Annotated in this window: 15 protein-coding genes, 1 rRNA gene and 1 riboswitch; of the genes, 6 read left to right on the top strand and 10 right to left on the bottom strand. The window is 47.0% G+C overall.

Annotated features, from left to right (window positions below; translation table 11 throughout):
- Complete coding sequence (locus R7E47_RS00080; RefSeq protein ID WP_005374306.1) at nt 1-516, bottom strand: GNAT family N-acetyltransferase; 516 nt, start codon at nt 514-516, stop codon at nt 1-3.
- A gap of 270 nt (nt 517-786) precedes the next feature.
- Between R7E47_RS00080 and R7E47_RS00075 the strand changes: the two genes are divergently transcribed.
- Both R7E47_RS00075 and R7E47_RS00070 read left to right on the top strand, forming a co-directional pair.
- Entirely contained in the window at nt 787-1,881 is a 1,095-nt protein-coding gene (locus R7E47_RS00075; protein WP_017634357.1) for a NapC/NirT family cytochrome c, read from the top strand.
- A gap of 22 nt (nt 1,882-1,903) precedes the next feature.
- Nucleotides 1,904-4,351 carry a trimethylamine-N-oxide reductase 2 gene (locus R7E47_RS00070; RefSeq protein WP_205461197.1) on the top strand — a complete coding sequence of 816 codons (2,448 nt, stop codon included), beginning with the start codon at nt 1,904-1,906 and terminating at the stop codon, nt 4,349-4,351.
- A gap of 69 nt (nt 4,352-4,420) precedes the next feature.
- On the opposite strand, the gene R7E47_RS00065 is transcribed toward R7E47_RS00070, so the two are convergent.
- From R7E47_RS00065 to thiD, 8 genes are all read right to left on the bottom strand, one after another.
- Nucleotides 4,421-5,146 (bottom strand): phosphatase PAP2 family protein, encoded by a 726-nt coding sequence (locus R7E47_RS00065; protein ID WP_025768774.1) that lies wholly within the window; start codon nt 5,144-5,146, stop codon nt 4,421-4,423.
- Nucleotides 5,147-5,356: 210 nt separating this feature from the next.
- Nucleotides 5,357-5,971 (bottom strand): thiamine phosphate synthase, encoded by a 615-nt coding sequence (gene thiE, locus R7E47_RS00060; protein ID WP_025768775.1) that lies wholly within the window; start codon nt 5,969-5,971, stop codon nt 5,357-5,359.
- Between the two features lie 64 nt (nt 5,972-6,035).
- A complete protein-coding gene (gene thiM / locus R7E47_RS00055) occupies nt 6,036-6,827 on the bottom strand; it encodes a hydroxyethylthiazole kinase (RefSeq protein WP_104976334.1) in 792 nt (263 codons plus the stop codon).
- Nucleotides 6,828-6,839: 12 nt separating this feature from the next.
- Nucleotides 6,840-7,508 carry a thiaminase II gene (gene tenA / locus R7E47_RS00050; protein ID WP_318083477.1) on the bottom strand — a complete coding sequence of 223 codons (669 nt, stop codon included), beginning with the start codon at nt 7,506-7,508 and terminating at the stop codon, nt 6,840-6,842.
- Between the two features lie 54 nt (nt 7,509-7,562).
- Complete coding sequence (locus R7E47_RS00045) at nt 7,563-8,513, bottom strand: ABC transporter substrate-binding protein (protein ID WP_104976332.1); 951 nt, start codon at nt 8,511-8,513, stop codon at nt 7,563-7,565.
- A gap of 47 nt (nt 8,514-8,560) precedes the next feature.
- Entirely contained in the window at nt 8,561-9,361 is an 801-nt protein-coding gene (locus R7E47_RS00040; protein ID WP_318083474.1) for an ABC transporter permease, read from the bottom strand.
- Nucleotides 9,354-10,109 (bottom strand): ABC transporter ATP-binding protein, encoded by a 756-nt coding sequence (locus tag R7E47_RS00035; RefSeq protein WP_318083473.1) that lies wholly within the window; start codon nt 10,107-10,109, stop codon nt 9,354-9,356. The genes R7E47_RS00040 and R7E47_RS00035 overlap by 8 nt, the downstream gene beginning before the upstream one ends.
- On the bottom strand, nt 10,099-10,956 hold the full coding sequence (gene thiD / locus R7E47_RS00030; RefSeq protein ID WP_318083472.1) for a bifunctional hydroxymethylpyrimidine kinase/phosphomethylpyrimidine kinase: 858 nt from the start codon (nt 10,954-10,956) through the stop codon (nt 10,099-10,101). Before thiD ends, R7E47_RS00035 begins: the two co-directional genes overlap by 11 nt.
- A gap of 97 nt (nt 10,957-11,053) precedes the next feature.
- Nucleotides 11,054-11,161: riboswitch (TPP riboswitch) on the bottom strand.
- 311 nt (nt 11,162-11,472) lie between these two features.
- On the opposite strand from thiD, the gene R7E47_RS00025 reads away from it, so the two are divergent.
- Both R7E47_RS00025 and R7E47_RS00020 read left to right on the top strand, forming a co-directional pair.
- Nucleotides 11,473-12,858, top strand: a complete 1,386-nt coding sequence (locus R7E47_RS00025; protein WP_104976329.1) for a TldD/PmbA family protein — start codon at nt 11,473-11,475, stop codon at nt 12,856-12,858.
- A complete protein-coding gene (locus tag R7E47_RS00020) occupies nt 12,858-14,201 on the top strand; it encodes a TldD/PmbA family protein (protein ID WP_065275602.1) in 1,344 nt (447 codons plus the stop codon). The genes R7E47_RS00025 and R7E47_RS00020 overlap by 1 nt, the downstream gene beginning before the upstream one ends.
- 77 nt (nt 14,202-14,278) lie before the next feature.
- Here the strand turns inward: R7E47_RS00020 and trmY are convergent, their stop codons facing one another.
- Nucleotides 14,279-14,878: a tRNA (pseudouridine(54)-N(1))-methyltransferase TrmY gene (gene trmY / locus R7E47_RS00015; protein ID WP_017634347.1), complete on the bottom strand. Its 600-nt coding sequence runs from the start codon at nt 14,876-14,878 to the stop codon at nt 14,279-14,281.
- 158 nt (nt 14,879-15,036) lie between these two features.
- Between trmY and R7E47_RS00010 the strand changes: the two genes are divergently transcribed.
- Both R7E47_RS00010 and R7E47_RS00005 read left to right on the top strand, forming a co-directional pair.
- On the top strand, nt 15,037-15,561 hold the full coding sequence (locus R7E47_RS00010) for a DUF3087 domain-containing protein (RefSeq protein WP_065275603.1): 525 nt from the start codon (nt 15,037-15,039) through the stop codon (nt 15,559-15,561).
- A 468-nt stretch (nt 15,562-16,029) separates the two neighbouring features.
- Nucleotides 16,030-16,104: ribosomal RNA gene (locus tag R7E47_RS00005) — 16S ribosomal RNA — on the top strand; the annotation flags it as partial.

Genomic DNA, 16,104 nt, shown 5'->3' with positions numbered 1-16,104 from the left:
TTATTTATGTAGTGAGTAGATTTTATCGGCGTAGGGTTTGCCACCAATTTGGTATGCGTCTGGAATGACCTCAATGAGTTCGAAACCACATTTTATCAGGACACGCTCTGACGCAATATTGCCTTCAGTGACCGTCGCGGAAAAGTGGTTGATGTTATGTGTCGAGGTTGCCCAGTATAGAAGCGCTTGAAGAGTTTCTGTTCCAAACTGTTGGCCATGAAATTCCGGCAAAAGTAAGTAACCTACCTCTGCCTTACCGTTTTCAATAGCAAAGCCAGTGATGCCGATGGGTTGTTCAGATTGCTTATCGAGTATTACAAGGCAAAGCCAATGCTGGCAATTTGGGGTCCATGGTAATAATCGCGAAGCAAATTTTTCTCTTATTTCTGTTTCGCTGGGACGATCGAAACAGAGCGCAATAACCTCTTGTTCGGAGAGTAATCGTTGAAAGAGTTCCCAGTCACTGGCTTTGATGGGTCTTAATTGGCTTCTGTGCGTCTCGATGTAAACTGACATGCGTGTCCTTACTGCATCAATGTGGAGATTCAGTCTCTCATCCTCTTATCTGTTTAATCAAATAGTTGCATTCATAAAAGTGATTTATGTGGTGAATAGTTGGCTGGGTAATGGATTATTGCCATATATTCATCTTTGAGATGCAAATAACAAAATTTCATACTTGAGGCATACAGAGCAACACGGAAATGATGTGGATCAAGAGAGGACTACCCATAAAGTAGTAATTTGCGACCTATAATTACATTTTATTTGGAAGTGTTGCTAATTATGTCAATAAAAAAACGATATGTTGCACTGCTGGTTGCTGCCGGCATTGGTGTGGGCTGGTTAACTTTGGGGGGGAGTGCGGCAGTAATGCATTACACCTCAGATACTGAATTTTGTCTCTCGTGCCACTCTATGGAAACCCCTTACAAAGAGTACCAAGGCTCAGTGCACTTCAGTAATGCGAAAGGCATTCGCGCGGAATGTTCTGACTGTCATATTCCTCAAGAACCAATGGATTACCTGATCACCAAAATTCGCGCGTCGAAAGACATCTACCATGAATTTGTGACAGGTAAGATCGACACGCCAGAGAAATATGAAGCACATCGTAAAGATATGGCTGAAACGGTATGGGCTCAGTTCCGTGAAAATGATTCAGCGACGTGTCGTTCGTGTCATGATTTCGATGCAATGGAAGAGTTTGAGCAATCACGTGATGCGGCGAAGATGCACGCTTACGCGAAAGCAAACGATCAAACGTGTATCGATTGTCATAAAGGTGTGGCGCACTTTGCACCAGAAGCAGAGCTAGACAGCAAGGCATTTGAAACGTTGATGAGCTTCACCACAAAAACATCACCTGGTGCCAAAGTCGTTTACCCTGTGACTGAAATCGCAATGGGTGAGATGGGTAAAATTAACCCAACGACGAAGTTGGAAGTAATCAGCTCTGAAGGCGACAACCGCACTGTTAAGTTGAACGCATTCCAAATGAAAGGCGCAGAGCAAGTGCTTTACATGGGAGAAGGTCAACGTGCCATCGTTGCAACGCTAACAGAGCAAGGCCAACAAGCGCTTGAAACTGGTGAATTTGAGGCAGATGTTTACGGCAACGAATGGCGCGCGGTTTCTCTAACTGGCGCTATTGATTCTCCAGTTGTTGACACGCTTGAACCCGTATGGTCATACGCAGAAGAGTTGGACAACGTTTACTGTGCAACTTGTCACGCGAAAATTCCTTCAAATCACTTCACAGTGAATGCATGGGGACCGGTAGCGAAAAGTATGGGTGATCGAACTGATATTTCAGCCGAGAACCTAGAAATTCTAACCAAGTTCTTCCAGCACCACGCGAAAGATGTGGTTGGTCACTAACGATAAATAGAAGGATAAGATTATGACTAATATGACCCGTCGCGGATTTCTAAAAGGCACTGGTATGGCGGCTGGTGCAATGGCATTCACTTCATTTGCACCTATGTCTGTTGCGTCTTCTAATGCTCGCGGCAAAGGCATTCTAACGGCGGGCCGCATGGGCCCAATGTTATGTGAAGTGAAAGATGGTAAGTTGGTTTCGACTACTAATGCTCTTCCACAAACTGTACCAAATAGTCTACAAACTACTGGGCCTGACCAAGTGCATACCAAGGCGCGTGTGAAGTACCCAATGGTACGTAAAGGCTACTTGGCAAACCCATCGTCGCCAGAAGGTGTGCGCGGTAGTGATGAGTTTGTGCGTGTGTCTTGGGATGAGGCTTACAAGCTGATCCACGAGCAGCACATGCGAATTCGCAAAGAATATGGCCCGGCTTCTGTGTTTGCAGGCTCTTACGGCTGGCGTTCAAGTGGCGTGCTGCACAAAGCACAAACCTTGCTGCAACGTTACATGAGCATGGCGGGTGGCTATTCAGGCCACTTGGGTGACTACTCAACGGGTGCTGCGCAGGTCATCATGCCGCACGTTGTGGGCTCTATCGAAGTGTACGAGCAGCAAACCACGTACCCAGTGGTACTAGAGCACAGCGATGTGGTTGTGCTTTGGGGCTTAAACCCGATCAACACTCTAAAAATCGCGTGGAGCTCAACAGACTGTGCTGGTCTTGAGTTCTTCCATCAGTTGAAAAAATCAGGCAAGACGGTTATCGCTATTGACCCTATTCGTTCTGAAACCATCGAGTTCTTTGGTGAGAATGCGGAGTGGATTGCTCCTCACCCAATGACCGACGTGGCAATGATGATGGGTATCGCACACACCTTAGTGAAACAAGGTAAGCACGATAAAGCCTTCCTCGATAAATACACCGCAGGTTACGACAAGTTTGAAGCGTACCTGATGGGCGAAGAAGACGGCGTAGAAAAATCAGCAGAATGGGCATCACAAATCTGTGGCGTACCTGCAAAGCAACTTGAGCTACTGGCTGACATCTTCAGTAAAAACCGCACCATGCTGATGGCGGGTTGGGGCATGCAGCGCCAACAATACGGTGAGCAGCGTCACTGGATGCTGGTTACACTGGCAACGATGTTGGGCCAGATCGGTTTACCGGGCGGTGGTTTTGGTTTCTCTTACCACTACTCAAACGGTGGTAACCCTGCTCGTGATGCTGGCGTACTTCCTGCGATTTCGGCATCGCTGGGTGGCGGCTCTTCTGCGGGGAACGACTGGGCGGTGTCTGGCGCGGTGCAAAGCTTCCCTGTGGCGCGTATTGTCGAGGCGTTGGAAAACCCAGGTCAATCCTACCATCATAACGGTCATGAACTGACGTTCCCGGACATCAAGATGATTTGGTGGGCAGGTGGTGCGAACTTTACTCACCACCAAGACACCAACCGTCTGATCAAAGCGTGGCAAAAGCCTGAGCTGATCGTGATTTCAGAGCCTTACTGGACGGCGGCTGCGAAGCACGCGGACATTGTTCTGCCAATCACCACATCGTTCGAGCGTAACGACTTAACGATGACGGGTGACTACAGTAACCAACACTTGGTGCCAATGAAGCAAGTGGTTGAGCCGCAAGGTGAAGCGCGTAATGACTTCGATGTATTCGCGGACATGGCAGAGATGCTAGCTCCGGGTGGCCGTGACGTATACACCGAAGGCAAAACCGAAATGGAATGGCTGTACGGCTTCTACAAGGCGGCGCAACAAGGTGGCCGTGGCTCTCGCGTAGCAATGCCGAACTTCAGCAAGTTCTGGGAAGATAACCAACTGATCGAGATGAAGTGGAACGAGAAGAACGCACAGTTTGTTCGTTACGCAGATTTCCGTGAAGACCCGATCATGAACCCGCTAGGTACGCCAAGTGGTAAGATTGAAATCTTCTCGAAAACCATTGAAGGTTACCAGTTGGAAGACTGTCCTCCACACCCTACGTGGATGGCACCAACCGAGTACACCGGCAATGCAAAAGATGGCGAGTTGCAGTTAATGACCGCGCACGCAGCGCATCGTCTACACAGTCAGTTTAACTACGCGAAGATTCGCGAAGAGTACGCAATTGCAAACCGTGAACCTATTTGGATCCACCCTGAAGATGCGAAAGCGCGTGGTATTAAAACGGGCGATCTAGTTCGTGCGTTTAACAACCGTGGCCAAGTATTGGTTGGTGCAGAAGTGACTGACCGAATCAAGCAAGGTTCAGTGTGTATTCATGAAGGCGGCTGGCCGGATCTGGATCCGAAAACCGGCATTTGTAAGAACGGCGGTTGTAACGTGTTAACGTTGGATATTCCGACCTCTCGACTTGCAAACGGCTGTGCGGCGAACTCGGCACTGGTTCGTATTGAAAAATACACTGGCCCAGAATTAGAACTAACAGCGTTTGAACCACCAAGAAATGGTTAGAAAAAAGTAGCGTTTTAAAGCAAGAAGCCAGCGAATCGCTGGCTTCTTTTTATCTAGTCATCGTTCACATTAGCGCGAAGCGAGAGAAACAAACGGCATCTGTTTCTTAATCTGAAATGTCGGGAGTAAAGTAAATACAATCGCGACAAACAAGACCGAGCCTATTAAATCTTCAGGGCGATGCATGCCCAGCCATAAGCGGCTATATGCGACGCTCATTCCCCACATCCACAATGACAGTGCAGAGATATAGCACTTGTTCTGTAAGAACAAACCACCAAAGAAAGCCAAACAAATCGAAACGAAAATCGTATGGCCGGATGGGAAAGAATAGTCTTTCTCGCCTTGCCAATGGCGCGTTCGCCAATCACTGACGTGTTCAGAAATCTGGTTAATTACGTTGGCTTGCTGCTTTGTATCCAACTGATAAAACGCTTCTGGGTGCTCAATCAATTGCTCTGCAGCAAGCAGTTCGGCGTAGGGACGCGGGCTTTCTGTCATCAGTTTTAGCCCCGTTTTGCTGGCAAAGCCAATCACCAGTAACAACCCTAACATTGAGAGTTTTTGTATCCACTCAATGCGACTTGGTTTAAAGCGAAATAAAGAAAGCAGTAGCAGTGTTAACGTAATTAAAAAACCTTTGCTACCAGCAGAATCTGTGAGCAAAGTAAAAGTAATACCCAGACTTTCAGGCACCTGTGAAGTGAGATTGTGATAAGAGCCAAACAGCGACATTGGGATGATGCCAAGAACAAACAAGGCGAGCATCATCAATCCATATTTTTTGGTTTTCATTGAGAGCGTTTTGTTTTTATTGAGGGTTATTCAACCACGTTAAAATAAGGGGCTTATCTTACGTTATCTGGCGTGAAAAACTTATCAACGCTCTGTCAATTCGAGCGTGAAAGTGATATTGCAGCTCTTCGTTGTGAAAGGAGAGGTTGTTGAAAGTACTGAAAGGCAAACGCGCTCATCCATAAGCGCTTTGTTCAGGCGTGAGCAAGGTTAGCTCACCAACCCTAATAAATATTCCGATGCGGCTTTTGGATCTTCTGCGTGGCAAATCGCTGAAACCAAAGCTAAGCCGTGAACACCAGTGGCGCTAAGCTGTGGAATGTTACTTTCGTTAATGCCGCCAATGGCAACAATCGGCAGTGAAGTCGTCTCTAACGCCATTTTCAAACCATCAATACCCCAATGTTTTTTTGTGTTGGTTTTGGTCGGCGTCGCGAAGATAGCGCTCAAACCGATGTAATCAATCGGCAGAGAGTTTACTTCTGCCAGCTGCTCTTCAGTCTCAATCGATAAGCCGAGAATCTTGTTTGGGCCAATCAATTGACGAGCGATCTCTGCTGGCATGTCTGACTGCCCGAGGTGAACACCATCGGCATCGACGGCAAGGGCAACATCAACACGATCATTGATGACTAACGGGACGCCAGTGCCTTCAAGAATCGTCTTGACGGCTTGAGCACGTTCGATAAACGCACGCACATCACCGTGTTTTTCGCGGACTTGTACCATAGTCACGCCACCTTCCACGGCTTTTCTCACAACACGCTTTAGTGTGGCTAAATCTTGTTGGTCATCGGTGACCAAATATAAACGATAGGCGTTCATTGGGTTTCCTTTAAGCCTCTCATTGAAAGAGGATTGAGAGGCTAGTGTTAAAAGAGAGAAAAGCTTAGCTCACTTGCAGTTTTAGGCGCTTTGCCAGTGTCTCTTCATCTAGCTGGTAAAGCTCATCCAACAGGTTCATTTGCAGGCTACCTGGGCCGCGAGCTTGTTCCGCTGCAATCTCGCCAACAACGCCTAGTACCGCTGCTGCAGCAAGTCCGGTGTTATCACCAACAGCAGCAAAAGCACCCGTCAGTGCCGTTAGCGTACAACCCATTCCGGTTACGTATGGCATCATCTCGTGACCATTGTTCAGTTGCACGGTTTGTTCCTTCGTGACGATGTAATCAGTCTCGCCAGAAATTACCACGCTCGCACCATACTCTGAGACTAAGAAGTTGGCTGCGCCAAGTGCTGCGTCGCTGCTGTCTAACGCATCGACGCCTTTGCTTTGTGCTTGCTCGCCGGCAAGAGCAATGATTTCTGAAGCGTTACCACGAATGATCAACTTGTCTACAAGGCGTGCGATCTCACGTGATGTCTCTGTACGTAGTGAGCTTGCTCCGCAACCGACAGGGTCGAGTACAACGATTTTACCATTGGCATTGGCTTGCTCTACGGCATAGCTCATGCGCGGTGTCCAAACGCTATCTAGGGTACCGATGTTGATAACCAGTGCGCCAGCGAACGACATCATCTCTGCCATTTCTTGCTTGGAGTGTGCCATGATTGGAGAAGCACCAATAGCCAATAGGGCGTTTGCCGTGTTGTTCATCACCACGTAGTTAGTTATGTTGACGACTAATGGTTTTTGCTGGCGCACTGCGGTTAATGCTTGGGTGATTTGTTCAATTAACATGAGACTCTCCGATTAATCTTGCTGAGCATTCAGACCTTGTTGCCAGAATGCTACTTCCATACGCGTTGCAGTTTTGAATACCTGAATCAGGTTTTGACCGCGTTGGCTGTTGATGTCGATTTCTGCTAGCAGCTGGTTAAAGTGTTCTGTACCTTTTGCGACACCAGATTGGAACTCTTCACCACCGTAGAGGTTGATCCAACTTGCGTATGGGTTGCCTTCGATTACCGTGTTCTCATCTTCAATCAGCATCTTACCGATAACTGCATAACCGATAGAGCATGGCGCCAGTGCCGCGTATAGATCAACAAGATCGCCGGTCATGCCAGCATCTAATACGTAACGGGTATAAGCTACCGTGCCGAAGTCTTCTGGCTCATTTTCTAAGTCGGATTCTGTCAGTCCCCATTGCTCACAGTAAGTCACGTGGTGGGCGATTTCAGAATCGAGCAATGCATGTACGCTTGGGAGAGCGCGGCGCATGTCATCCAAAGTACGCGCTTTGTAGATCGCTAATGCGTAAGCTCGTGCGTACTGCTTTAGGAAAAGAAAATCCTGCTTTAGGTAATGCAGAAAACAAGGCTGAGTCAGAATGCCTTTTGCCAATTGCTGTACGAAAGCATGCTCAGTGTATTCTTGCCAATCTTGGCGGCAAGCGTCGATCAAATCTTGGTATTTCATTATGGGTATCTCGTTATCAAAAGACCCTAGGCTTAGATCCTAAGGTCAGTAGCATTAGTCAAAGTTCGGTACGTAATCTTTCGCTTTTGGCAGTGTTTCGATGATTTTTTGTGAATACATGAATTCGGCATAATCATCGTAGCGTTTCAGATCTACTGCAGATGGACGAAGAGCGAAACGAGTTAGAGTGTCATTCCAAGCGCGTTGGTTAAGCTCGTTGTTGAGTGTGTCTGGTGAATAAGCCACAAACTCTTTCCACGACTCTTTTGGATGGTTAACGATGTAAGTGGTCGCTTGCTCTAGTGCTTTGTTGAATGCCTTGATGGCTTGTTTGTCGTAGGTTTTTGCATTGGCTACGAAGACTAACTCGTCATACGCTGGTACTCCGTGTTCTTCAGGGAAGAAGGCTTTAGCTTTATAACCTTCTAGTGCCAGTTGGTTGGTTTCGAAGTTACGTAGACCGCCCCAAATCGCATCCACTTTGCCAGATGCAAGAGACGAAGACAGCGCCCAACCTACGTTGATGATTTGTACGTCAGAAAACTTCACGTTCTCTTGCGCTAGCATGGTGCCGATTGTCGCTTCTTCGTTGCCTGCGATCGCAATACCGATCTTCTTGCCTTTTAAGTCGCCAAGGTTTTCATTCTTACCGTTGTCCAACACCATCAGCGTGTTGAGTGGCGTAGCAATCAGAGTCGCAGAGCGGATTAGTGGCAAACCAGCCGCGACATCGATGGTCAGGCTTGGTTGGTAAGAAATCGCCATGTCGACTTTACCCGCCGCGACCAACTTAGGTGGTGTACTTGGATCTGCCGGCTCTTGAATGTTGACCTTCAAACCTTGCTCTTTGAAGTAACCACGCTCTTTGGCAATCACGATAGGACCATGGTTTGGATTGACGAACCAATCCAACATCAGTGTCATCTCTTTTTCAGCGGCAAGCACGTTGGTTGATACCACTGAAGCGAGTAGAGCAGCAGCGCTCATAAGTTTGTTTTTATTCACGGGGTTCTTCCTTTTCTTTCCCAATTTCCTTTGGTTATTTTTTGCAATTATTTGCTTTCCCAAGGGATGGCTTTTTTCAATAATTTATCGGTGATGAAGTAGAGTGAGATAGACAGCATGGCGAGGATAAACAGCGCCGCAAACATCTCATCAATGATCATGCGAGCGTTGGCTTGGAGCATCAGATAACCCAAGCCTTCACTTGAACCTACCCACTCACCGACCACTGCTCCAATTGGCGCAATAACGACGGCAACACGAATACCTGAAGCTAACGTTGGTAGCGCGGCTGGCAATTGAATATGACGAAGTAACTGCCATTTAGAGGCGCCCATGGTCTTGGCAAGGTCGAGGTAACCTGTTGGTGTATTGCGCAAACCGTCGTAGCAACATGTCGTGACGGGGAAAAAGATGATGATCGCCGCCATGACTACTTTCGATGCAATGCCGTAACCCAGCCAAAGCATCAGTACTGGCGCGATAGCGAACACAGGGATCGCTTGGCTAGCAATCAGAATTGGCAGTAACCAACGCTTCAGCGGTTCGAACATCAGCATTTGCAATGCGAACAGCAAACCCATCGATAATCCAAGTGCCAAGCCAAGTAAAATCTCTTGCGCGGTAACCCAAGTATGTTTGAGCAGGACATCGTAACGAGTGACCAATCTATCCAGCACTTCAATTGGTGAAGGTAAGATGAAGCTTGGCATGTCGAATACCACCACAACCAACTGCCACAATCCCAAGATCACCGCTGTGCTAATGACCAAGCGCAGAGCCGGATGGGTCACGCGTTCTTTTTTACTAATGCTTGCCGAAACGGAGTTGTACTGAGTCATATCACTCATAGTCTTTCTCCAATTGATCCAAAATCGCTTGTTGAAGCGCGGCGCACTCTCCATCGAGAACTCGTGGCGGCTTGGAGTCTGGAACGACCAAGTGCTGAGCTTGTGCAGGCGTACCTTGCAGTACATAGAGTTGGTGAGCTAATCGCACTGCTTCTTGTGGGTCGTGGGTAATAAGAACAACGGTCTTATCTTTCAGTAATTCGGCAGACAAGGTCTGCAACTTATGGCGAGTAACCGCGTCCAACGCAGAGAAAGGCTCATCCATCAAAACCAGAGGCTTGTCTTGCATCAGAGTGCGAGCAAGGGCAACACGTTGTCTCATGCCGCCAGAGAGCTGAGCTGGCTTAGCATCCGCGTAATCGGCGAGTTTTACTTGGTTTAGTAAAGCCAGTGCACGTTGTCTATTTTGCTCTGGTGCTTGCTCTTGAGAAAATCGAGAACTGAGGCAGACGTTGTCTAACACATTCAACCACGGTAGCAATAAATCCTGTTGAGCCATGTAAGCGATACGGTCATGCAGTGCAGCGCCATCGGTTGTGATGAGTTCGCCATGCCATTCGACTTTGTCGTCTAACAAACCCGCTAGATAACGAAGGATCGTCGTTTTTCCACAGCCACTGCGACCAAGTAACACTGTCCATTGATTAGCAGGAATAGTCATACTCAACCCTGCTAGCGTTGGTGTTTGGCTGTCTTTGTATCGCAGACTAGCATCGGAAAGCTGAATGCCAATCGCGTTAGCGAACATAAGTATGACCCGCAAAAAAGTGGTTCACAGGGCCATGGCCTTTACCTACATCCAATTCATCAGCGTGTGCGATAGCTTGGCTGATGTACTGCTTACCCAGGTGCACCGCTTTGTGTAGGTTGTTGCCTTGGCCAAGATAAGACGCAATGGCGGAAGAAAGTGTACAGCCTGTGCCATGAGTGTTTTTGGTTGGAAATCGCTTGGCGCTAATTAACTCGGCACTGTCTTGCATGATAAGCAGATCGTTGCTGTTTTCATTTTCTTCAAGGTGACCGCCTTTGAGCAGAATAGCTTTGGCGCCAAGCGCACGAAGGTCGGTAATCATATCGTTCATTTCAGATTCTGATTGAGGCATTGGCTTACCCGTCAATGCTGCGCCTTCGGGTAGGTTAGGGGTAATGATGTCTGCGAGCGGAATCAATTCTTCTTTTAAAGTGCTGATTGCCGACTGTTCCAGTAATAGATCGCCGCTGGTGGCCACCATCACAGGGTCAATCACGAAGTGTTTTGGCTGGTATTGTTTAATTTTGTCTGCAACGACTTTGAGGATGTTGGAATCGGCCAGCATGCCCACTTTGACTGCAACGATGTTGAGGTCGGTAAATACTGCATCAAGTTGGCTCTCTACATGGTCGAGAGGAATGGGGAAAATCGCAGAAACGCCTTGGGTATTCTGCGAAGTAATCGCCGTGATTACCGAGCAAGCAAAACTGCCGGTTGCGGACATCGCTTTGATGTCGGCTTGAATACCTGCACCGCCACCACTGTCTGAACCCGCGATGGTCAATACGATAGGGGTAGGCAAGGCTGGCGTTTGATGTGAATGAGGTTGTGATTGCTGCGTCATGGTCGCTCCTACTACAAGACGTATAGGAACTGACTTTGACCGTTGCAGATAGATCGATTTTTCGATCGCTATCGCTTACCTAAGAGGGGCGACGAAAGGCAAAGTGTGCATAGTTCCCTACGTCAGTGCTAACTGAATCAGGTTCAACGGGTCTCGAATTTCGATCTCAGCCAACACTTGTCGTGTGGCCCCCCGACTATTTCGTTCGGATGATAGCAGGACCATTGCGGAAGGGATACGTTTTTTGAGCGTAATTATAATGAGTATTCAATTATGCGAGGTGAGTGATAAAGTAAGCACCTAAATGGTTTGCTGTGTGGAATTTACTAGTGCAACGCTCTGGTGAATGAGCAGAACCTGGAATATTTAATAAATAATCGTGGTCTCGTTAAGCAAGGATTAGCACAAAACAAGGTTAAAAAACTGTTAAAATTTAACGTGTTGCCAATTTAACTTTGTTGAACTTTTTCACAGTTAATTAGGAAGGCTAAGACGATCATCGAGCAAGGAGACTTCATGCTTAATTCTGTAACAGCGAAGTCAGTGATCGATCATGCACTCTTTTTGGGGGCTGATTTCGCTGAACTATTCGTTGAACATCACCAAACCAACACTGTCCAGATCGCATCTGGTGAGGTGGACAAGGTTAACTCGGGTATCGATTTTGGTATCGGTATTCGTCTCTTCTTCGGTCATAAAGTGCTTTACGGTTACACCAACAGCACCGATGAAGCCGAACTTAAACGCGTAACCTCACTGCTTGCAGCAAAAGACAAGCGTGAGCAAATCGCGTCAGCAGGTTCTCTCAATCTGAACCGCTACCCAATTCAACATGGTTGTCGTATGCCACTTGGCAAAGACGCTAACCTAGATTCTAAAATTGCTTTCCTGTTGCAAGTTGACCAAGCCGCACGCGCAGAGAGTGAACATATCAGCCAGTTCATTGGCAGTGTGCTTCAGCGTGAACAGCAAGTGTCTATCTTCAACTCAGAAGGTCTACACGTTGACGATACCCGTCACTACATACGAGTTGCTGGTAATACTGTCGCTCAAAAAGGTAATGAGCAGTCTTCTGGTATGGAAGGTCCTGGCGCTCTTGCTGGTTGGGAATTCAGTGAACAGCTTGATGCCAAAGAGCTAGGTCAAACTATCGCGCAGCAAGCGTTAGTAAAACTTGGCGCGGATGCTTGTCCATCGGGTGAAATGCCGGTGGTGATTGGTAACGGCTTTGGCGGCGTTATCTTCCATGAAGCATGTGGTCACTTGCTAGAAACCACTTCCGTTGCGAAGAAAGCATCAGTCTTCCACGACAAGATGGGCGAAATGGTTGCTCACACCGCAGTGAATGCAGTCGATGATGGCACCATGACCAACGAATGGGGCTCGATTCACATTGATGATGAAGGTATGAAGACTCAGCGCACTCAACTGATCAAAGACGGTAAGCTAACCAGCTTCATGGTCGATAAAATGGGTGGCATGAAGACAGGTTATGAGCCTACGGGTTCTGGTCGTCGTCAAAACTACAAGTTCGCACCAACCTCGCGCATGCGTAACACCTTTATCGAAGAGGGCGAGCATTCACTTAATGACATGCTTGCAGGCATTGAACGTGGTATCTATGCGAAGAAGATGGGCGGCGGCTCGGTTCAACCGGGTACGGGTGAGTTTAACTTTGCTGTTCGTGAAGCTTATCTCATTGAAAATGGCAAAATCACCAAGCCTCTGAAAACAGCAACGCTGATCAGCACGGGTCCAAAAGTGTTAAAAGAAATCAGCATGGTCGGCAAAGACATGGCGCTTGCGCCGGGCATGTGTGGTTCCGTAAGTGGTTCAGTGCCAACAACAGTCGGTCAGCCAACGCTGAAAGTCGATAACATTCTGGTAGGAGGCGGTAACTAATGAGCCAAGAACAACAACTTCTCAATGCGGTTGATTACGTCCTATCAGAAGCAAAACGCCAAGGTGCAGAAGCGGACGTCATTGTAAACCGCAACAGCAGCTTTTCTCTGAAAGCGAACCAAGGAAAGCTGGATGAGTACAAAGTAAGTTCAAGCCAAGTGCTGGGTGTTCGTGTTGTGAAAGATGCGCGTGTTGCAACGAGCTATTCTGAGTCGTTAGAACAACCAAGCTTAGATTTGATGCTGACTAATGCACTGCAAAGCGCTCGTTTTTCCAAGCAAGATGAACATCAGACCATTAGTTGTGTGAACAGCCAAATCACGACTGACGTGGCTGAGATTGCTCAAGAAGACACAACTTCGGTTGATGAAAAAATTGAACTGTCTCTCGCACTTGAGCAAGGCGTAGTGGCTCTGCCTCACGCTTCTAGCGCACCTTACAATGGTTACAGCGATGGCGAAACACAACTGATCATTGCCAATACTCAAGGCACATTGTGTCAACACTTCGAGCGCTCGTTCACTTGTTACGCGTATACCTTGTTTGAAAAAGACGGCAAACAGTCAATGGCGGGTAGAATGTCACTGGGTCGCCGTTTTGATGAGTTGAATCCAGCTTACTGTATAGAAGGTGGCTACAACCTTGCTCGTGATCTTCTGGAAGGCGCTCCGGTTGCGACAGGTAACTACCCTGCTATTTTCCACATCAATGCGCTAGCAAGTTTATTCGGTGCTTTCGGCAGTGCTTTCTCTGGCGTAAGCGCGATGAAAGGCATTACGCCACTGGGTGACAAGCTTGGTCAACGTGTTGCGAGTGATTTAATTACCTTTACTGATACGGCTTACATGCCAAATGGTATGGCAATCGCGAGTTTTGATAGTGAAGGCTTCGCTACTCAAGATAATGTCATGATTGCTAATGGTGAGTTGAAAACCTTGCTACATAACAGCCAGACCGCAAGTTACTTGGGCGCAGTCTCGACAGCAAGTGCCGCTCGCGGTGCAAAATCGAGCCTAGACGTATCAGCGAATCACAAAGTGATTGCGACGGGTAACAGCAGTGCGTCAGAAGTAAAAGCGGGTGAGTACCTAGAGTTAGTCGAACTTCAAGGTGTCCATTCTGGTGCGGATGCAGTGAGTGGTGATTTCTCATTTGGCGCGAGTGGTTTCTTGTGCCGTGATGGTAAGCGCATTCAACCAGTTCGTGGGATCACGGTAGCGGGTAACTTCTACAATATGCTGCAAGAAGTTGAGGCAGTAGGTGATACTCAGCTAATTAACGATAGCCGAACTTTCTTCTCGCCAGACGTTCGTTTTGCTCGTTTGAGCATTGGTGGTAAGTAAACTTAGCATTACTATAGAAACAAAAAGAGGACTCAATAGAGTCCTCTTTCATTATCTAGCAACGTGTGCGCGAATAACTAGAATTCGCGTATGTCCAACTCATTGTGGATCAATACTACACACTGAGAAGCGAAAAGCATCTTAGGACCTAAGCTGATCTTCTCTGTGCCAAGGCGCTTTAAGCTGTTGAACGACTTCTTCGGCATCGGAATGTGATCGGTTAGTAAGAAACATGGATTTTCACCAATTTCTGCGTCACGAACAAATTCGCCTTTCTTGTCCAACATATAAAGTTGGTGGTCTTCCGCCAGTTCTTGCACCAAGCGTTCAAAGCTCACTGTACGAACCGTAATACCGGGTTCAACTTCACGAAGCTGCTCTTTACCCATACCAACCGAAGCATCCAAAGCGCGAGCCACTGCTGCAATCAAGGTTGACTCATGGAAGCCGCCAATGTTGGTGATGTCGTTGGAGCGAATAGTAATGGTGCGTGAGAAGTCTTTTGTGCTTTCCAAAACCAAGTGAACAACCACATCTTCACGGTGTGATTGAGCAACGAACATAGTGTTCATCATGGTATGAGCAAGAATCTCTGTATGCGCTTCATTACCAACACCTTCTAACAGTGCTTTGCTGGTGGTTGGCGCCGCGCGAGCTCGTAAAACAAAAGAGCGCATGAATTTAGCCTCTATATAGGAAGAGTGAATGCGCGGAAGTATATACCCAAGCAGGGAAGGGATGCGAGTTTAATAGCAAATGTGAACTTACTTACAAAGCTTCGATTGTCGTGCGGAGTGCGCTGGTTAAAATAGAGGTAACCTGTTAGGAGCGGTATATGGAAATCAAACAGATAAATAAAGACATTTATAAAAAGAAAGTAAACCTTGTGATTGGCGGTTTTGTTGCGTTGCTCGCCATCTCCTCTCTTGCCTTTAGTACCTTGTTGATTGTTTTGTTTGGCAACACTGAAGTCGTACCAGAACAATCAACGGGCAATTTCCATTGGAATTTGATTGGTGTCGTTCTCGCAGTTGCAACTTCCCTCTCTTTATTGAATCACATTAAAACTCGACCATACATGGAAGAAGTGCTGTACGTTTGGAAACTCAAGCAACTGCACAACAAAATCTTTCGTAAACTAAAAAGCATTAAAGCAGCCGCGAGCAATGACAATGTAAAAGCGCTCAATACGCTTAAGTTCTATTACACCACGCAACGCCAAGTGTTTGAGTTAGACAACAACACACTGACGATGAGCAGTGTAAATAAAGAATTGGAGGCTATCGAGCAAATCGAAGCGGCGCAATCACTGGATCTTGATATCACCAGCTTTGAAGAGTCTTGGATAGACACATATTGATTGCCTATTTGCTACTTGAAGTTAACAACTGAGTGCTAAAAATAAGCGTTTGAGTGAGATTTAATCATTCGACGCTTTTTTTTGAATTTTTTTCTGAAAAGGGGTTGCTAAGAAAAATCATCTCCCTATAATGCGCCTCCGTTGTCAGGGCAAAGCGGAAACGCAAAAGCGGTTGGCAAAAAGGCGAAAGAAAACTTCTAAAAATTAATTTAAAAAAGTGTTTGACACTGAAAGTTAATTCCTTAGAATACGCCTCCGCTTCGATAGCAAAGCTTACGAAGCAAGCTCTTTAACAATATAGACCTATCAATCTGTGTGGGCACTCGTTGATGATAATCCAAATAGTTTCTTCGGAAACAATTTAGGTTTCAATGATACGAAGTGACCATTGAATCGAAAGATTCAGCACAGTCAATTCAAACATTACTTTATGTAATGTTCAGTATTCATTGAGCCGAACAAAATCTTAAATTGAAGAGTTTGATCATGGCTCAGATTGAACGCTGGCGGCAGGCCTAACACATGCAAGTCGAGCGGAAACGA

This window comes from Vibrio sp. Vb1026 (genome assembly GCF_033338745.1).
Taxonomy (GTDB): Bacteria; Pseudomonadota; Gammaproteobacteria; order Enterobacterales; family Vibrionaceae; genus Vibrio; species Vibrio alginolyticus.
This window is presented reverse-complemented; position numbering and strand designations above follow the sequence as displayed.